This window comes from Streptomyces sp. NPDC005962, from assembly GCF_040629205.1.
In the GTDB taxonomy this organism is placed as follows: domain Bacteria; phylum Actinomycetota; class Actinomycetes; order Streptomycetales; family Streptomycetaceae; genus Streptomyces.
Genome location: NZ_JBEXVE010000003.1, coordinates 530,255 through 549,307, shown reverse-complemented (window position 1 = coordinate 549,307; position 19,053 = coordinate 530,255). Strand labels below are relative to the sequence as shown.

At 67.3% G+C, this 19,053-nt stretch carries 14 protein-coding genes; 3 read left to right on the top strand and 11 right to left on the bottom strand.

All coding sequences use genetic code 11. The features are described 5' to 3' along the window. Positions 1-33 precede the first annotated feature (33 nt). The 3 genes from ABZ370_RS08715 to ABZ370_RS08705 form a co-directional block, all read right to left on the bottom strand. Positions 34-1,578, bottom strand: a complete 1,545-nt coding sequence (locus ABZ370_RS08715; RefSeq protein WP_358618316.1) for a serine/threonine-protein kinase — start codon at positions 1,576-1,578, stop codon at positions 34-36. A gap of 329 nt (positions 1,579-1,907) precedes the next feature. Then, positions 1,908-3,404: a serine/threonine-protein kinase gene (locus ABZ370_RS08710; protein ID WP_358618367.1), complete on the bottom strand. Its 1,497-nt coding sequence runs from the start codon at positions 3,402-3,404 to the stop codon at positions 1,908-1,910. A 1,356-nt stretch (positions 3,405-4,760) separates the two neighbouring features. Continuing rightward, positions 4,761-5,570, bottom strand: coding sequence for a helix-turn-helix transcriptional regulator (locus ABZ370_RS08705; RefSeq protein ID WP_358618314.1), 810 nt, complete (start codon positions 5,568-5,570; stop codon positions 4,761-4,763). A gap of 166 nt (positions 5,571-5,736) precedes the next feature. Here ABZ370_RS08705 and ABZ370_RS08700 point away from each other — a divergent pair, with 166 nt between their 5' ends. From ABZ370_RS08700 to ABZ370_RS08690, 3 genes are read left to right on the top strand one after another with little or no spacing between them, the layout of a single operon-like run. Continuing rightward, positions 5,737-6,360, top strand: coding sequence for a hypothetical protein (locus ABZ370_RS08700; protein WP_358618313.1), 624 nt, complete (start codon positions 5,737-5,739; stop codon positions 6,358-6,360). After that, on the top strand, positions 6,360-7,496 hold the full coding sequence (locus ABZ370_RS08695; RefSeq protein ID WP_358618311.1) for an MAB_1171c family putative transporter: 1,137 nt from the start codon (positions 6,360-6,362) through the stop codon (positions 7,494-7,496). Before ABZ370_RS08700 ends, ABZ370_RS08695 begins: the two co-directional genes overlap by 1 nt. A 15-nt stretch (positions 7,497-7,511) precedes the next feature. Then, on the top strand, positions 7,512-8,708 hold the full coding sequence (locus ABZ370_RS08690) for an amidohydrolase family protein (protein WP_358618309.1): 1,197 nt from the start codon (positions 7,512-7,514) through the stop codon (positions 8,706-8,708). Positions 8,709-9,035: 327 nt separating this feature from the next. On the opposite strand, the gene cas2e is transcribed toward ABZ370_RS08690, so the two are convergent. The 8 genes from cas2e to cas3 are packed head-to-tail and all read right to left on the bottom strand — an operon-like array spanning position 9,036 to position 18,423. Then, a complete protein-coding gene (gene cas2e / locus ABZ370_RS08685) occupies positions 9,036-9,392 on the bottom strand; it encodes a type I-E CRISPR-associated endoribonuclease Cas2e (protein ID WP_358618308.1) in 357 nt (118 codons plus the stop codon). Then, on the bottom strand, positions 9,389-10,366 hold the full coding sequence (gene cas1e, locus ABZ370_RS08680) for a type I-E CRISPR-associated endonuclease Cas1e (protein WP_358618307.1): 978 nt from the start codon (positions 10,364-10,366) through the stop codon (positions 9,389-9,391). Before cas1e ends, cas2e begins: the two co-directional genes overlap by 4 nt. A gap of 4 nt (positions 10,367-10,370) precedes the next feature. Beyond that, entirely contained in the window at positions 10,371-11,150 is a 780-nt protein-coding gene (gene cas6e, locus ABZ370_RS08675) for a type I-E CRISPR-associated protein Cas6/Cse3/CasE (RefSeq protein WP_358618306.1), read from the bottom strand. Further along, positions 11,150-11,887, bottom strand: coding sequence for a type I-E CRISPR-associated protein Cas5/CasD (gene cas5e, locus ABZ370_RS08670; RefSeq protein ID WP_358618305.1), 738 nt, complete (start codon positions 11,885-11,887; stop codon positions 11,150-11,152). The genes cas6e and cas5e overlap by 1 nt, the downstream gene beginning before the upstream one ends. Next, complete coding sequence (gene cas7e, locus ABZ370_RS08665; RefSeq protein WP_358618304.1) at positions 11,884-13,101, bottom strand: type I-E CRISPR-associated protein Cas7/Cse4/CasC; 1,218 nt, start codon at positions 13,099-13,101, stop codon at positions 11,884-11,886. The genes cas5e and cas7e overlap by 4 nt, the downstream gene beginning before the upstream one ends. Then, positions 13,098-13,793, bottom strand: coding sequence for a type I-E CRISPR-associated protein Cse2/CasB (gene casB / locus ABZ370_RS08660; protein ID WP_358618303.1), 696 nt, complete (start codon positions 13,791-13,793; stop codon positions 13,098-13,100). The genes cas7e and casB overlap by 4 nt, the downstream gene beginning before the upstream one ends. Before the next feature lie 18 nt (positions 13,794-13,811). Continuing rightward, positions 13,812-15,521, bottom strand: coding sequence for a type I-E CRISPR-associated protein Cse1/CasA (gene casA / locus ABZ370_RS08655; protein ID WP_358618301.1), 1,710 nt, complete (start codon positions 15,519-15,521; stop codon positions 13,812-13,814). Next, complete coding sequence (cas3, locus tag ABZ370_RS08650; protein ID WP_358618366.1) at positions 15,514-18,423, bottom strand: CRISPR-associated helicase Cas3'; 2,910 nt, start codon at positions 18,421-18,423, stop codon at positions 15,514-15,516. Before cas3 ends, casA begins: the two co-directional genes overlap by 8 nt. Between the last annotated feature and the right edge of the window lie 630 nt (positions 18,424-19,053).

Below are 19,053 nucleotides of genomic sequence, written 5' to 3'. Positions count from 1 at the left end.
TGCGATCGGCGGCTTCCTGAACTGGCGCTCGGGTCATCCGAACACGCCGACTCCCGAGGCGATTCCGTACAGGTACGAGCCCACGCACATTGCGACGAGAACGACGACGCACTTGATGAGCGGGGAATAATCCAAGCGGGGGCGACGGTCAGGCAGGGCATCAGCTTCCCCTCTGTCGATCACTTTTACGCGTCGCGGGGCAGCGGAGCGGAACACTGCCGTCAAAGAAGTGGCTGACTCTTTGATATTACCTAGTGGCCAGGCGAAGGCTTGGCCATGTGCAGAGGCGAACGGCTTGAGGAAAGCGATGGCCCTGACCGCGGGGGGCGCGGTGGAGGCCATATACACGGTGATAGCATTCCACTCGCCGCTGTAGCGCATCCCGCCGAGCGTGGATCTCGCGACGGAGACTTCCTCGATATGGTCCCAGGGCACCAAGATCGGACCAGACATCCCCGTCAAGCGGAGTCCGTTCAAGCGGAGTCCTTCACTGGAAACTGACACCTGTTTAGGGTGGACAGGCTGAAGGATTGTCAGCACAGGGAAGCATATTATTGCAGTGAATGCCAATATTTCAAGGCCCGTTATCAACGTAATTAGCAGGGAAAACAAGGCGCACGGCACGAGGAGAAGAGGGGCGGCCCGGCGACTGAATCGGTCCACCAAATCTGCCACGGTCGGGGTGTAGGTCGTCGCTGGCCGGGTCCGAGCAGGCATTCTTCTTGGTGGGCTTCCGGCACTGACCGTGGTGGGCCGGTCTTCCCATGTTTCCCTGCGAGGCCTGGCCGGTTCTGCTGGTGTGGCGGCAGCTGCGACGGGTCTGAGGAGAGTCCGGGCTCGGTCGCTGGACATCCGTCGGGCTGCGTCGCGGGTGAGGAGGCCGGTGATCACCGCCGATAGTCCTGGGTGGCCGCCCAGCTGCGGCAGGTCGTCATACAGGATCGCCCGGATGGTCGCGGCGGTGGACGTGCGGTCGAACAGCCCGCTGCCCTTGACCGCATGAAACAGGACCACACCAAGCGACCATAGATCCGTCGCTGGCGACGGCTGGTCTCCCTCGAACAGCTCCGGAGCCATGTAGCCGGTCGTGCCGGCGACACCATGGCGGGTCAGGCGGGTGTCGTCCAAGGCGTGGGCGACACCGAAGTCGACCAACTTCACCTCATCGCCCGCCAGGACCATGACATTGCTGGGCTTCACGTCCCGGTGCACCAGGCCAGTCGCGTGCGCCGCGTCCAGCGCCGCCAGCACCCTTACCCCTATGCCGGCCACCCGCTGCTCGGGCAGCGGCCCCTCACGCTCCAAGACGTCCGCGAGAGAGGCCCCCTCCACCAGTTCCATGACGATGTAGACCGCTTCGTCCCCCGCGGTGGCGGGCACAAGGTCGTGGATGGCCACTACACCGGGATGGTTGACCCGGCCAGCCGTGCGGGCCTCACGCAGCGTCCGCTCAGCGAACTCCGCCCGCTCCTGCTCGGAGAGCCCCTGCGGGGCGCGTAACTCCTTGACCGCAACCTGGCGCCCGATCAACTCGTCGGTCGCTCGCCACACAACCCCCATCCCACCCCGACCCAACACCCCTGCCAGCCGATACCGCCCCGCCACAAGCCGCTGCGGCGTCCCCGAACCCGTCCCCTCCACAGTCCCGCCCCCGTCGACAACTCCAGTTTTGTCATTGACCTGACATCAGGTTACTCGCCGACGCCTGCGGTGAGCAGCCCTCCGAAGGGCACAACCCCCTGGCGCTATAGCGCCAGGGCCACCAGGGAGCTGTCTGCCAGGCGGGGGCCGTCAAGCTCTCAGCCCACAGTCGGCGTCGTGGGAGTCAGAACTTATTTAGCCGCTGCGGCACCGCGGCGCCAGTTACTGCTGCCCAGCGTCATTCCGCCAGGATTGAACTTCACCTCTCATTCCTCGACCGAACTGGCGACTCTGACGCGAGATGGGGCGGCGGCGCGAAACGCTGCCCGCACGGCACCCATTGGTGCGTCGATTTCGCCCAAAGTCCAATTGATGGCCGAGGCTTTGCGCTTCCAGATGGTAACAAATCCCCTGAACGGTGGTTGGCCCCAGATCGCAGCCGGAGTGGTAGCGGCCATGCGTAGGGAGACTCTGGTCCTGACACCGTGGCCGCTCCCGTTCCCAGCGCGGGCAGTCTCCTCGATGGCCACTGCGTCGACGTGCTCCCAGGTCACAGTGCACCTCCCGGACGATGGTGCATACCCCGGCGCCCGCGACGACTCTCCTTTGGAGACAGTGATGCCTTCACTCGTGATCGTCACCCTTTTCCACCAGGGCGGAAACATGCGCTGCGACTCAATAAGGATGAAGGGGAACAAGACAAAGCCGCACCAAGACCAAGAAGGCCCAAGAAGCAATGGGATGGCTAGCAGGCCTGGAAAGTACAGGGTAAAGAAGGTTACGCGGATGCGACGTTTGATCGGCTGCGACTCGTGGACAACATAGCTTTTCCCCGTTCGGGCCCGGCTCCGTGCACCTGCCTTCCTTGGTGGTGGGGTGGTCGACTTGATGGTGGTGGGGTGGTCTTCCCACGTGTCCTTGAGGCGTTCGGCGTCTGGTGGAGGTGGGGCAGCGGCTGCAGGTGACGGTGGTGCGACTCCGGCTGTTGGTGTAGTGGCGGCGCGATTGAGCAAGTCTCGGGCTTGCTGGCTGCTCATCCGCTGGGCGGTGTCACGGGTGAGCAGTCCGGCGATCGCTTCCGAGAACGCGGAGTCACCGTCCAGCGAGGGCGGGTCGTCGTAAAGGATGGCGTGGATGGTGGCTGCGGTGGACGATCGGTCGAACGGGCCGTTGCCCTCGACGGCGTGGAACAGCGTCGCCCCCAGTGACCACAGATCCGTCGCGGGCGAGGGATACTCACCTTCGAACAGCTCCGGGGCCATGTACCCAGTCGAACCAGCCACACCGTGACGGGTGAGACGGGTGTCGTCCAGCGCATGCGCGATACCGAAGTCCACCAGCTTCACCTCATCGCCGGGCAGGGCCATGATGTTGCTGGGCTTGACGTCCCGGTGTACCAAGCCGGTTGAATGCGCGACGTCCAGCGCGTCCAGTACCCGCGCCCCGATGCCGGCCACCCGCTCCTCAGACAGGGCTCCGTCCCGCTCCAGGATGTCTGCCAGTGAGGGCGCGTCCACCAACTCCATGACGATGTAGACGGCCTCGTCCTCCGCAGTAGCGGGCACAAGGTCGTGGATGGCGACCACGGCAGGATGGCTGACTCCGCCTGACGTCCGAGCCTCGCGCAACGCCCGCTCGCCAAACACCGCCCGCTCCTGCTCGGAAAGACCTTGCGGGGCACGTAACTCCTTGACCGCGACCGGACGTCCGATCAACTCGTCGGTCGCTCGCCACACCACCCCCATCCCGCCCCGGCCCAACACCCCTGCCAGCCGATACCGCCCCGCCACAAGCCGCTGCGGCGTCCCCGAACCCGTCCCCTCCACAGCTGCGTCCCCTCGTCGGATTTCACTCCAACCGCTAGCGTCCGCACTGTAACCTGACTACGTGTGATCCTGCACCATCACGTAGTAAGGACGCCGGAGGATCAGGGGTCCGGTGGCTGAACGATTCGCTTACGATCCGTAGGAAGCCGAGTCGGTCGCACGTGAGTTGATGCGCCTGCGGGCGGACGGATACCTCCGTCGTCCTGTCGGCGCTCCGGCGCCCCGCCGTCGCATTCCAATACCTCCCCCGACAGCCTGCCGACCGCGGCGCTGCGGGACCACAACACACTGGGCCTCGTCCGACTCCTCGACGGGGAGCGCACCTGCTCATACGTAGGCGCTAACGGGTGTCATCGCCGTCCCAGTCATGGTGGGGTACCCCACCATGACTCGTTGGCCATCGAGGTACAGCCTTCACCCACAGAACACCACACGTCTCGCCGGTATCAGGGGGCCCAGTGCCCGCCTGACATTCCGCCGAGGGGGAGACAGGGACGTCGCCGGTGCCACTTGTGTGCGGCATCCGCCACACCGTGGCTGGCGAGGAAGGGGCGCGCTGCCACGCGCGCTGCCCGCCCTCCAGGAGACTCCGCACGACGCACCAGCCAAACCTGCTCGTGTGGGTCTTGTGCGCCATGACGAGCATGGCAGGGCACTCTGTGAGGCATCCGTGAGGCAAAAGCCTCCGCGAGGCGACCTCGGCTTGGCATTCCCGCAGGTCAGATCCATCCCCTTGAGGGGGTGGGTGGGAGCTGAGTGGGGCGGGTGGGACTCGAACCTAAACCGGTGACCCATCTCACCTGCAGCTTTGCCGGAGAACCGGACATCTCCATCCCATTCGATCCTGCTGAGTCCTCCTCGATCCCGCTCGATCCGGCGCGGTGAGGCATTTACCTCACACCTTCACCGACATCCCCCAGCCGGGCCGGCGCCCCGCCGCGTTCCCTCGTATCGCAATGCTGCTGCCCAGCATCGACCGCCCGACACTGCCCGGTGTCGGTGACGGAAGGAGACTCTGAGCGCCGCTTCGAACTGGCACCGGTTCGTGCGATCTCCATTGCGCCGACCTGCCTCCTGAGCGGCCATCCGAACGGGCGGTACCGCCCTCCAGTCTGCCCCTGCATGGCATGGTGAAGTTGGGGCGGAGCATCCACTGCGGCCCAGAAGAAAAATGGACAGCATGTACCCGGAATGCCGGACTTTGAGAAAGTGCTCTACGAACAACCTACTCACAGATAGACACGCAGGTCACGCAGCCTGCTCCCCGCACCCGCGGGGATGAACCTCAGCTCCTCACACACGCAGGAGAATCACGAATCGTAGGTCTTGGTTACTCAGCGGAGCGAAAGCCGTGATGCGGACGAGGATCTCTTGGCATCCGTGGAGCGGCAGACAGAGGCGGCGGACGTCGCCGTCTGGATGCGCCCGGGTCTGGTTCGCCTCCCACAGCTCGCGGGCTTCCGAGTTGCCCATCAGGATGTCGTCGCGTAGCTGGAGCAGTTCTTCGCAGTCCGGGTGTGTGGCGATGGCATAGCGGATCTGAGCGAGGGCTGGGGCTGCCCAGTCCGCGCGCCAGTTGACGAACTGCCGGCGCGCCTCGGGATGGAGGAAGGAGAAGCGCATCAGGTTCGGCTGGTCCAGGAGCCTGGGGAACCACTCCTCCACGGCCTGGTTGTACGCGATGAGGTCCCACCACAGATTCGACAGGTACGCCGGATGCGGTGCCATCTGGTCGAGGATGACCTGCATGCCCTCATCCGCGGACGCGACGGAAGAGGGACTTAGCGAGGGCGGTGGGTGACCAGCGGCCAGCCGGAAGAGCACCACGCGCTCGGCTTCACCCAGGCGAAGCACCGTCGCCAAGCGCTGAAGGAACTGCCCGTCGAAACGGCGAAGCTGGCCCCGTTCCAGCTCCCGGTACCACGCGAGGCTGACCCCGGTCAGCTGCGCGACTTCCTGTTGGGTTAGCCCTGGCTTCAACCGTCTGCGCGAACGGTCGATTCCACGGATGCGGGTGTGATCCAGGCGTTCGCGCCAGTGCCTGAGAAGCGATGTCAGGTCACCCGAGACCGGTCGATCCGGGCTATGGGGTTCATCACCCACGCCTCTGCCCTCCATCTCAACCGAGGGCGACGACTTGCCCCGCTATGCCCCATTATCAAGTCACACGCCTTGTATACGGAGCGCAACATTCCGCCATCTCGGGGCAGGCCAGGGCAAGCACCACAGGGACCATCGCCACGCTGAGTGGCGGTGGTCCCTGTGCAAGATGGCTAAGGCAACCGAAGGTGAGCAAAGGGTCGATTCAGTCATGTGGTGGCGCACCAAAGATTCCGACCACGCGCGCGTCGCGTCCGAGGAACCGTGGAGCAGCTGGCGCGGAAGCGAGCGTGAGCTAGCGCGGCGCATCCGCCGAACGCTACGCGCGCTGGAAGTCCAACCCCCGTTGAGCGTGCATCAACTGTGCGAAGCGCTCTCAACCCACCGGGGTCGGCATATCGAACTGCGCCCTTTCCCCCTACCGACGCCCGGCCCTATCGGCCTCTGGCTCGATACCCCCCGCGCCGACCTGATTATCTTTCAAGCTGCGACGACCGCTGGTCACCAGAACCACATCATCTTGCACGAGATCGGCCACATCCTGGCCGATCATCCCGGTGCGAGCCTCACTGCGCAGTGGGAGAGCCTCCTGCCCGGCCTCAAACCGGGCGCGATCCGGCGGGCGCTTCAACGCTGCTCCTACGACACCGAGCAGGAGCGGGAAGCTGAACTGGTCGCGACGATCATCGGGGCGTGGGCGGCCATCCTGGATGAGGTAACAGATCCCCCGTCCACGGATCCTGCTGTCCGCCGCATCCACTCTGCCCTCGGGGACCGTATGGGGTGGCTGTGATGGAGACCCTCGCGATCGCCCTTTTCCTCACCGGTCTGGCGGCGACTGTGGTGTGGAAGCTGTACCAGCTGTACCGGGCCCCGCATGACGCTTCTCTGCGCTCGTTGGCACTGTGTCTGGTCTGTATTGCCTGCTCCTACCTGCCCGCCATGCCCGACGGCAGGCCCGGGTTCGACCACATCGCCTCCCACAACATGGCCAAGCTGGTACAGAACCTGCTGCTCCTGGCGACGTCGTACTTCCTGATGTGCTTCTATCTGCACTCTGTCGCCGACGAGCACATCGGCCGCCGACGAGCACGCCGCGAAGCAGCCGTCATGGTCGTCGTCATGGTCATCATCACGGTCGCGGCCAAAACGGCTCCGGGCGAGGCCATCGCAGTCGGCTTCAGGGCGGCAGACATGACGAACCCCCCTGTCGTCGTGTTCTACCTCGGCGCCGGGTTGTACATGCTGTACACGCTGGCGGCGGCCAGTTGGTGGACCCGCCGGTACGCGCGCCTGTCCGGGCGCCCTCACGCCACCGGCCTATGGCTCGCCGCAGCGGGCCTGGCAGGGATGTCCTTCGCCTGCGCAACTCGCGCGATCTTCATCATCATCCGGGCGTTCGGTGGCGCCGTACCGGATACCGTCACGTCCGGCGTCTCGCTGATCCTGATGTTCTCGATTCTGGCGTTCATCGTCGGTGTCACCTATTCCAGCGCCCGATCCCGGCTCGACGCCTTCCGGATGTGGCGTCGGCACCGGCGCGTGCACCGCGAGCTGCAACCGCTCTGGGAGCTGCTGTCCGAGGCTTTCCCCGAGTACGTGATGAAACCCTCCTCCTCGTCGTGGCGTGACCGCTGGTCGGCGCGTAGCGTGCACCGCCGGTACACCCGGCGGTGGGCCGAGTGCCGGGACTGCCTGGTGCGTCTCAGCCCCTATCTACTCGATCACGCTCCCGACGGCGCCACCCTGGACACCGCTCCCCCGGACGTGCTGGCCGCCCGCCTTCGTCAGGCCGCTGACGCCGCCCGCCGGGGCGCCCCCGTGCACGCCCGAGCGATGCCGGTGGCCATGCCACACCATGAGCACCGTGACGATGACGTCCGAGAACTCGTGGCGCTCTCGAACGCGCTGCGTAGACAGCCTGATTGATCACGAAGGAGCGACATGCTGATCACCGCTGGACGAGTACTCACCGATCCCGCATCGGGCACCTACGTACCGGACGGCGCCGTACTCATCGACGGCGACACCATCGTGGCCGCGGGACCGCGCCCGCAGGTCGAGGCGCAGGTACGCCCCGATGAGGAACGGCTCGCCTACCCCGACGCCACCCTCCTCCCTGGCTTGGTCGATGCGCATGTGCACCTGCTGTTCGACGCCTCCCCGGACCCGAAGGCAGTCCTGGAGCACGATGACGAGAAGCTCTTGGACGATATGCAGGGACGGGCGGAGACGCTCCTGCGCAGCGGTGTCACCACCGTGCGCGACCTGGGAGACCGCAACGGGCTCGCGCTGCGACTCGCGGACACGATCGACAACGGCCCGGCCACCGGGGCGCGCATCGTCTCCGCGGCGACCCCCCTCACCCCGGTCGGCGGCCACTGCTGGTTCCTCGGCGGGGAGGTATCCGGAGCGTCCGAGATCCGGCGCCTGATCGAGCGCAACGTCGCATCAGGTGCTCAGGTCATCAAGGTGATGGCAACCGGGGGCGGCCTCACCAAGGACGGACCCGCCAGTTGGGAGCCCCAGTTCACCCCCCAGGAGCTTGCTGTCGTAGTCGCCGAGGCCCATCAGGCAGGGCTCCCCGTCGCGGCTCACGCCCACGGCGTGGACGGGATCGCGGCTGCGGCAGACGCAGGGGTCGACACGATCGAGCACTGCACTTGGATGACTCCCGACCGCAATTTCGAACTCCGCGAAGACGTCCTCGCCCAGATCGTCAGCAAGGGCATCTACGTCTGCCCGACAATCACCCCGAAGTGGAAGATGCTGCCGCAGGTCTTCAGCGCCGAGCGATTCGAGACCATCTCCAGCAACGTGAAGCGAATGGCCGAGGTCGGAGCACGACTGATCGCCGGCACGGACGCCGGGGTCCAGCGCGCCCAGTTCGGCGGGCTGGCCGCAAGCCTCGGGTTCTACGAGCGCCTGGAGCTTCCGGCCAGCTACATCATCGACATGGCCACCGGCCAGGCTGCGCAAGCGTTGGGTCTGGGCAAGGAGATCGGCCGGTTGGCTGCTGGCTACCGGGCCGATCTACTCGTCGTCGACGGCGACCCTCTAAAGGATTTGGGCGCACTGCAGAGCCTCAAGACGGTCTTCGCGGGCGGAGATCAATACGAACCCGAGAACGGTGCCTGCTAGGCCCGAGAGCAGGGTCGCGGCAACGGTGACGGTGCCTTAAAACTTCCCCTGCCCATCGGAGTTGGCTTCCAGCCCAATCGCTGTTCTCCGCAGCCCCGGCACATTGTCACAGTTCCGGTAGCAGCTCTGATTGCTCACTCCGCAGCGGCCTGCTGAGACCATCCCCGCGGGCGCGGGGAGCAGCGCCCCGTCCTGCCTGGCGCCGGGGACCGGCCGGGACCATCCCCGCAGGCGCGGGGAGCAGACTGGATGACCTGGGGCTTTAGTGCCAGGACAGGCTCGTTTCCCACACTTTCACCGATACCGACAATTCAGCCATATGGTTCATTATTGGGCACGCTTGCCGAAGCGGCGGCGCTTGGATGCCTTACTCCAGCCTGGCTTTGGAGCACCGGCGGCCTGCTGTGCTTCGGGGTGGGGACGTCGGATGAAGGTCAGGCCCTCGTGATCGACGGGGTGCCAAGCGTGGTCGTGGGTGCGGAAGGTGAAGCCTTGCTCGTTGTTGGTGGTGTGGGCGAGCAGGGAGCGGCCTTGTCCCGCGTGCTGGCGTACCTCCTCCCACAGGGCGTCGCGGATGCGGGCGGAGGGGTTGCCGATAAAGACGCCGGCGGAGATCTCCAGGAGCCACCGGGTGAGGAAGCCGCGCAGGCCCGGCGGGCAGTTGGTCAGGACGATGACGGTCACCAGAGCACCTCATCGCTATCCAGACCGGCATCTTCGGCGTAGTTGCGGCCGGCGGGCACCTGTCGTCCTCCGTCGCTGTGGAGGACAACGCGGTCCGTGTCGGGATCGACGGCCGCGCTCCCTCCTGCGGCGTTTGGCAGAAGCAGGGCTTTGATGTCGTCAACGCAGCGGTCGAGCAGGGACGTCTGGTTGATTCGGTCCCTCAGAGCCCGGCGCGTACGAGCGCCGACGTCCTGATCGTCCTCGGCGGCAACATCGAAGGCGATGGGGATGCCGATGTCGGTCTTGTACAGGTCGGCGATGTCGAGGACGAAGGACAGTTCGTGCCCGGAGTGGACGAAGCCCAGTGCCGGGCTGCAGGCGAGGGAAGCTACAACGGCGTGGGCGATGCCGTACATGCACTGTGCGGCGGCGGTGATGGCCTGGTTGACAGCGTCCCCGCTGGTGAAGTCGCCCGGGGTGTAACGGCGTCCGCGCCAAGGGACGCCGGTGCGGGCGGCTTGCTCGCGGTAGCAGTCCTTCACCCGGCGCCCCTCCCGGCCAAGGAGTTCCTGCCGAGTGAGACCGGCCGGGTCCTCATCCGGGAAGCGCAGCCGGTACATCGCGCGCGCGACGGCAAGACGCGTGCGGGGATTGGCCCACTTGGCAGCCTGGGCCTCGGCGAGGGCGGCGGAGCGGGTCAGGGCCCGGCCACTGGCGTAGTAGCGCACGCCGTGCTCGCCGACCCAGGCGACGGCCGCTCCGGTCTCGCCGAGGACGCTCATCGCCTGGTGGGTGATGCGAGTGCCCGGGCCGAGGAGGAGTGTGCCGATGGTGGCGGACGGGATGTGGGTCGTGCCGTCCGCGTCCTCGGCGGTGATGGCGTTGGCGTCGCGGTGTACGAGGCACCGTTCCAGATACACAAAGGACAGGCGCTCGCCGGTGCGGGTGAGATGCCGGGGAGTAAGCGCAGGACGCCGGCCGACGGTGGTCAACGGTTCACCCGGCTGTCGTGGCAAACGGAACGAGGGTCATCAGCCCGCAGCCGTATGCCTTGGCCTTGCCGAGCCCCTGGGTGAGGGTGGCGCGGAGCCGGTCGGGATCGGTAACGGTGAGCCGGCCGTCGTAGGTGACAGTGACCAAGGTGACGCGGTTCCGAGTGGAGGCGTTACCCGCCCCCTGCTTCGGGAAGGACAGGTTGCGCTGGTCGCGGACCATCAGTTCGTACCGGTCGCCGTGCTGCGGCCGCTTGTGATGGGTCGTGCCACCGGGCAGGAGACGATTCTCTGCGGGCTTCTCGCAGATGAGGAATCCGCTACGCTCCTGGCGTCGCGCGTCCAGCAGCCACTCCATCTGATGGGTCGGGGTCAGGTGTGCGGTCCGCTTGGTCGGCTCGCCTTCCTTCCTGCGGATCTGGTGGACCGGGTTGGCCGTGAGTCGGAACGCCCACACACTTCCCTCGGCCAGCCGGTCGAGGAACGGGACGTAGGGGCGGCTCTGCCAGCCGGGGGCTTCCGCGGTGGCTGCCGCCGGCCAGCCGGCCTGTTCCACGAGGTGGGTCATGTCAGGCTGGTCGGGACTGACGACGTACAGCAGGACCTCGGCGGCCGCGTTGCGGTCCAGCCTCCACAGCACCCGCGACCCGTCGGCTGTGCCGCTGTCGGTGGGCAGCAGATGAGGGAACGACGACATCACCGCCGCGTGGAGCGATTGGGGGGAGGAGAGCAAACGCCGGGCCCCTGGGCGCGCGGTGTTGAACCGGAAGCGGGACAGGTACATCAGTTGCTCTCCTCCAGGACGGCGAGAGGATCGTGCGTGGGCACGCCCACCCTGGCCGTCGCGGCGGCCCGGACATCAGGGTGGAGTACTTCCACGGTCTCAGTGACCACAGGGCGCAGGGCGTGGCGGCGGCGCTCGGCCGCGTAGCTGAGTGGCTGGTCTCGCAGTAGGTCCGCGCCGTCCTCGTCAGCGGCGGCCTCGCGCAGCACCGTCAGGGGGATGGTGGGCTGTCGGCCATGTCCTTTGCGGTACCAAGGTGCTGCCTGCCACGGCTCGTCCCGCAGCGCCCGGGCGAGGTCGGCCCCGCGGTGCACGCCGAGCCGCACGGGGCGGGCAGGCGGGCAGGAGCGGCGGCCGAGGAAGGGAGCGTGGACAGGAGCGTGCAGTGCGGCGTCCAGGACGTCGACGAGTTCGTCCTCGCCTTCGACGGCTGCTACGAACACGGCGTCGGCCAAGTAGTAGCGCTCCGAGACGGGCATGGACACCTGCGTGATCTGATGCCGCGCGGTCTGGTAGTCACGTACCCGGGTGCCAGGCTGGTCGATGCGGACACCGAAGCGGAGCGCGGCCAGACGGGCCAGTTCGACGTCGTCACCGCGCTCCATCCCGCGGGCGGCGGCGAGCATGCCAATGACACCGCTCTTGGTGGGAGCGGACTCGGTGGTACGTCGGGCGAAGCGGGCCGAGGCCCCCCACGCCTGGAGGGGGCCGTCGAGCCGGAGGGTGAGCACGCTCATGCGGGCTTCTCCATGCGCTCGGCGACGGCGGTGCCGACGGCCTCGACGAGCGCGGACAAAGAAGGCGTCTTCTCGCCGACATCGGCCAGCTTGTCGGTGGTCGAGCCGACACGCAGGACCCAGGCGCGGGTGGACTCCTCGTCGCCGTAGGCCTGTTCGATCTCGGGGATGTATGCGGCGAGTCGGGCGGAGGCCTCACGCAGGTGCCCGCTGCCGGCCGCGGCCGTGACGGGCTCTTCGAAGGCGGCCACGAAGCTGATCGGGCGGGTGGTGCGCAGCGTGACGACGACGGCGTCGGGCAGCGTGTGGTTTCCGAAAGTGTTGATCTTCCCCGTGGGCAGTGAGGCGATGAACGCGTGCACGAACGCTTCCACGGCGCGCCGCACGGGCGTGGTGACCGACTGATCCTCGCGCATTCCTTCGCCGAGGTTGGCGGCGAGCTGGTGGATGCTGACGGAGGCGTAGCGGTAGAGGGTGGCGGAGTTGAAGTCGACGGTGCCGATCATGCCGGCGCCACTCTCGGCCTCAGTGTTCTCGTCGTCGACAGCGGTGTAATAGTCGGACTCGTTCTCCACTCGGTGCACGCTGATCGCATGGGCGACCTGGCACGCAGCGTCGACATTGAAGTCGGTGGAGTCGGCGACCATACGGCCGAACAGGGCGATGTCGACGGAGTGGTCGGTGTCGGCGATCTGCTTGGCGCGTGCCTTGTTGCCCTTGTCCTTCAGGTACGCGGTGATGTCGGCGGCGCCGTCGACGGCCAGAGCGGCCAGGCCGTTGACCTGCCGGGTGCTGAGGAACATCAGGTACTTCGACCTTGGCGTCTCGTCGACCGGTTCCTCGTCCGCCGCAGCCTTCGCTTTCGCGCCGCGTGTCTTGCGCTCGGGAGCCTCCAGCTTCTTTCCGGTGGCAGCCTCGATGACGGCGGCGGCCAGGCGCAGGGCATCGGCCTCGGCGATCGAGGTGTCGAGCTCGATGATGCGGGTGGCGAGGAGTTCGGCGACCTTCTTCGTACGCACGCCCAGGTCTGCCGGGTCGAGCAGCTGTGCGTCCTTGAAGTAGCCACGGGTGGCGCGCTTCCACGCCTGGCTGGAGACCCGCGCCCGCGGGACCCCGCCGTACACCGCCGATTTCGGCGCGCCGGTGTCGTCCCGGTTGAGGTTGCTGGGGGGCACGGTCTGCAGGGCATGCACGTCGAGGAAGATGCGGTTCACGAGTCGTCCTTGGATGTCGTGTCGGAGTTGGACGGGGCGTCGGTGCTGGTCCCGTCGGCCTCGGTGGTGGGGTCGCCTTTGGGGTCGCGGTAGGCGTGGAAGGATCGGCCCCAGGCTCGGCGGACGGTCTCGGGGCCTTGTGGCCACTGCCACTGGTAGAGCTGCCGGGCCAGGAGCGCATAGTCGAGGGGGACGCCCTCGTCGCGCAGCAGCACGACGATTTCCCGCAGACGCTGGGCGAGGATCGAGAGCTCCGATGCGGTGCCAATACGGACGAACCGCTTCCGTACGGCGTCCTCCGCGTCTCTTTCCTCCATCAGCCGGCGTACGGCGGCTCCCAGCCCGCCGGGCGCGTCCGTACGGTGGGGCCGGTGCATCCCGGTGCTGCGGGACTGTTGGTGCATCGCCCACAAGGTCATCGCGACGTGCACGGCATCCTCGGCGCGGGTCAGCGACTCCTCCCCCGGCGTCCGTCCGTCCGGGGTTTTGTCGTACAGCGGTCCGGTGTCGATCAGCCCGAGCAGGTCGGGAACCTGATGCGGCTGCTTCCCTGCTCCGCGGCGGAGTCTGGCGAGAGTCGCCACGGCCTTGGGACCGTCGCGGAGAAGCTCGTGCTGCAGCGGACCGATCGTGTCGGCAACAAGATCCTTGACACGGTCGGGCATGGGCTTCGCGTAGGTGGCGGTGGTCATGCCAGGGTCCCTTTCTGCTTATGCTGCGGGGGTTTCAGGACCAGGGTCCGCAAAACCATCGCTGGGAGAATCCGATGCAGCCGTGTCGGCCTTGAGGCTTTCTGGATCGCCGAGGACCCTGGCGAGCCGGTACCGGAACCATCGCTCGGCGTAGGCGGAGTTGAGCCACAAGTCGCCCTTGCCAGTGGTGATGATGCGGCCCTGCCACGCGGCGTCTCCCGCCCCCGCGATCAGCTGCTCGCCGATGCCGCGGATGATGCGGTGGACCTCGGTCCTCCACCGCGCGCGGTGTTCCTCAGGGTCGGTGGCGCCACCCAGGTTCTGGAGCCAGGACCGGTACGGGGCGTCCAGCGCGTCGTACCCCTGCTCGCGAGCCCTGCTACGAGGCCCCTCGGTGGCCGCACCACTGGCACGAGCCAGGTCGACAGCGAGATCGCCGAGGACGGCCACTGCCTGGTCGGCGTCGGCCACCGCACTGATCGCCTGCTGCGCGTACCTGCGGTCCTGGCGGTTCAGCAGGATGACGGCCATGGACAGCCGGTCATCGACGACCTCGTCGATCACGGACTGCTGGGTGCCGTAGACAGCGCCCACGATCCGGGCCCGGAAGCGGGTTCCGCGCGGCAGATACCCTTCGGCCGTCGCGAGCTGGGCGATCCACTCCAGAACTCCGGCACCGAGTTCAGGAGCGGCCTCGGTGGTCTGTGACACCGTCGGACGCTCGGCGAGCAGCGAGGACAAGCCGCGCCACACCGCACGCTCGGGATTGTGCGTCTTTGGCATGTAGACCAGCGACTCGCCGAGTTTCTTCTCCTGTGTCTCGCTGCGTCGCCACACGGTCATCGGCTCGCGCTCGTGAAGGTTATGCAGGGGCAACGGATCGCCATAGGAGAGCACGACTCCGTAGACGCCTCCGTTGTCAAAATGCAGTCGCAGCCTGCGCCCCTGCCAGGTGTACAGGTCCCGCACACCTGTCGGACGCCGATTGGGGACAGCGCCTGGGCCGCAGGGTTCCCGCCGCCAAGCCGGCCGGTCATCCGGATCGGAACGATGCCTGTTGGTACGGCAGGCGACCAGATTCAGCAAAAGCGTCTCGCGCAGCGTGTCCCCTTCTGCGAACACCCCGCCCAGATTGCCCGACCATCCCACGCCCTGCGGATACGCCTTGCCGTTCTTGGCTCGGCTGTCGCCCACCACGCCGGTCTTGATGCCGGAGGTGTCGTAGGCGTGGGTATGCACCACCCAGCGTGCGGCCTCGGCGAAGCCGAGCCGCTCGACGGACGGCATGCGGGCGGTAAAGAACGGCTCTCCGTTGGGGACATCGGCGACGATCCGGTTCAGCGAGAACACCTCGTCGCGGGACGTACGCAGACCGGCCACCTGAAAGAACGGGGCGACCGGGTGAAGTAGGTCGAACCGTTCCCGGTGGGCGTCCAGATAGGAGGGCATCGAGGCGAAGCAGCTCTCGTCCTCCCACCAATCGACCCATTGATCGGCGTCCTGCGGCCCGTCGAGGGCGTCGTGCGCAACCGCCAGCAGCAGTCGCAGCAGCGCGAACTCCTGCGTGGGCACATCGCCGACGATCCGCACCAAGTCCGATGCCTGCGCGAAGACCTCGCGCAGGGACAGCTCGTCCTGCCGACCGTCCCGGCGCAGCACCGGGATCCACGGCTCGGAGGTCAGATCGAACGACGGCAAGCCGCCGCCGGTGCTTCCGGGTTCAGACACGCGTCACCTCAAGTCCGTCCACGTCGCTGTAGCGGAGTTGGAACCCTGCCAGACGGGTCTGACAATCGGCGTCGAGGACGAGAATCAGCTCGCCCGCCAGCCAGTGGCTCTCCTTGCCCTGCCAGGCTTGCGGGCAGAACTGCTCCAGCTCCGCAATGGCGCGATCCAGGACCTCGGGGAAGGAAAACTGGTACGGAAGACGCAGCCCGCAGGCCGCCGCGGCCTTCGACGCCCGCGCATCGGGTGCCCGGTCCTCGGGCAACTCCAGCCCGGCCTTGCCCGGCTCGATCCAATCGACGGTCGCCAGCGCGCCGTCGGCACGCCGCTGCACCACGACAACCTCCAGGCTCTCCCGGCCATCGCGGACCTGAGCACGCCCGGCCCGGCTGTCATCAGCGTCGCCCACCCCCGCGCTGACCCAGCCGATCAGTGGCCGCCCGGGCCGTCCCACCGGGTCCAGCCGGAACACATCGGCCCGCTCGGCCTGGCCTTGGCGGAAGTCCTCATGCCGCTGCAGTGCCCGACCCATCGCCTCCGCCCAACTCGCAGGTGCAGCTGAGCCTTTCGCGTACGCGCCCTGAACGAGCAGGCTGATGTCCCGCGGCAGTCGAACCGGCCGCGCGTCGCCATCCAGGTGGTCCAGCAAGACGGCGGCCGAGCGCAGCAGCGGGTACTCCCCGTAGACGGCGACCGAGCCGCGCACCGGCACCGGCACCTGACCAGCCCAGTCCACACCAGTGAGCAGGCAGCGTGCCCGGCGCAGCCGCGGCGGGCGATCCGCTTGGCCATCACCACGCTGGTGCCGGTGCAAGCGCCCCATCCGCTGCAGCAGCAGGTCCACCGGGCACAGATCACTGACCAGCAGGTCGAAATCGACGTCCAAGGACTGCTCGGCGACCTGACTGGCGACCACGATGTGCCCTTGCGTCGGTCGCTCTCTCGCTTTGCCCGGCGGACCGAACCGTGACAGCAGCGCCTTGTCCTTGGCTGCCCGGTCCACGTCGATGAAGCACGAGTGGGCAACCGTGACCGCGCCCTCACCAAACCGTCCGCGCAGCACCCGGGCCGTCTCCAGCACCCGCCGGACGGTGTTGCGCACCACCAGCACGCACCCACCGTCCACCAGCTCGGTCTCCAGCCGGTCCACGAGCACGCCCAGGTCGCCCTCCAGGCGTTCGAGCACTACCTCACCACTGCGGCTGGAGGCGGAAGGCGCCTCCAGCACGGGCACCGAACCCGGAGCCACAGCGGTCAGCAGCGGATACGCATCTGCCTGCTCCACCGCGTCGAACCCGTCGGCGTCACCGGCCGCGCTCTCACCCGCGTACGCCTCAGCGAGCTGCCGCCGCCGCGCCGCGGGCAGCGTCGCCGACAGCACCACCACCGGCACCCGATAGGCACCCAGCCACGAAAGCACCCGGTCCAGATACGTACTCATGTACGTGTCGTAGGCGTGCACCTCGTCGATGATCACGACCTTGCCCGCGACCGCCAAATGCCGCAGCGCCAGGTGCCGACTTTTCAGGCCCGCGAACAGCAGCTGATCCACAGTGCCCGCGACGAACGACGAAAGCATCGCCTTCTTCCGACCCCGCAGCCAGGAGTGCGCCACCAGCTCCGCCGACGCCGCACTCCCCTCTCTCCCCGGCCGCACCGGCCCGTCGTCCTCGTCGAGCCCCACGGCCGCGATCTGCTGCGCACCCGCACGAAGCAGATCGGCGAAGTCCTCGTTCAACGCGGCCTTGGAGTGCGCCAGGAGCACCGACAACCGCACGCCGTCCTCGGTCGGCAGCCGCTCCAGCCAGTCCAGCAGCCGCGGAAACATCGCGTTACCCGTGGCCATCGTCGGCAGGGCGAAGAACACTCCGCCCGCCCCCGAACGGGCCGCCAGAATCTCCGCCGCCGCCAGCGCGGCCTCCGTCTTGCCCTCGCCCATCGGCGCCTCGATCACCAGCAACCCCGGCTCCGGCATGGTGCGCGCCAGCCGCACCGCCGCCTCCTGCACCGGCCGAACCTGGGCGCCGGAAGGCAAGTCGAACCGCGACGCGAACAGCTCCGGTATACCCTCGACCGGCTCCTGAGCCCGCCAACGAGGCGGCAACCGAAGCCCCCGCCAGGCCGCCGCCACCCGCTCTTCGCCCGTCTGGTGAGCGGACTGCGGAAAGTACGGGAACAGATCAGGGTTGCTGGCGATCCAGTCCGCAACGATCACCAGCGCCGACAACAGCACCTGCACCGGCTGCGGCAACTTCACCGACTGCCAGCCGCCGAGCCGCTCTGCGACTCCGAACTCCTCGGCGCACGCCTCCAGCAGCTCTTTCTGGACCCGCAGCCACCGTGACCGGCTCTCCCCCGGCGTACGCAGGAGATCCTCACGGTCGTCGAGCCCCTTGATCTGGCCGTGTTCCGGCGGCACCCCGTGGTGCCCGCCCACTACGACCGCGAACTGCCCCGACTGCCGCACAGTGAACCCGTACCGCTTCTCCAACCACTCGGCCAGCAGCAGCTGTCCGGCCAGACCGTGCGGAGCCATCCGACGGTCTGGCCCCCACTGACTCAGAGTCTTCATCCCCAGGCCCTGCTCGTGCATCGCATACGCGAGCTGCTCGACCTGACAAGCGAACGCAGGCGTTGCCTTCCCGATGTCGTGCACCCCTGCCAGCCACACCGCCAAACGACGCCCATCCTCCAGCCCACCTGGCAGCGCCCCCGAAATCAGGGCCCTCACGTTGTCCGGCAGCCACTGATCCCACAGCAGTCCCGCCACAGCGGCGCTGTCCTCCATGTGCCGCCACAGCGGGAGCCAACCGTGGCTGTCCCGGTCGTGCTTGGCCCACACCGTCCGCGCCGGCCCACTGAGCCGATCTTTCAACCCAGACCTCAACTCGCCCCCACGTGTCATGTCTGATAAGTACAGGAAGAGCCAGACGAAGAAGTCCTTTTTGGATGAAAACCTCGCCTTGGACGGGTGGCGCACGTCGGGAGGCTGTCACTTTGCGGCTCCGACTCAGTGCCCCTGCCATCCCCACCCGTCGCCCGACGCCTGGGCTTTGGGTCTACCACAGTGGCTGCCAGGGAGGTTTGAGCTACCAAGTCGTGCCCAGGCACTGACGGCCGGCTACCCAGGGAGCCCACGCTTTGGCGCCTGAAGGCAGACGGTGTACAGATGGCCGAAGCGACGGGCTGGGCAGTCTGATCGACGCGTCAAGGGACATTGCCGCAGGTGCAGGCAGCAGACGCCCCAGTTCTCCCATGAGCGAGTTTCATAGCCCCACCCCCACAGGCGCGGGGAGCAGATGAGGTCCGGCCCCCCGTCACCACGGCTCTTGGGAACATCCCCGCGGGTGCGGGGATAGTCCCCCACCGCCGATCATCTGCATGGGGTCTGGGCAGCCCAATGGCAGCAGTTGCCGACCGCATCAAGTACGTCTTCGTATGCCCTGACGGGAAGAGCGACGCAGACCGCCAGCCTCGGCGGAACGGCTGGGCAAGCGGTGGCACAGCTGCATCCCGGCGCTCCCCCAGACTGCTT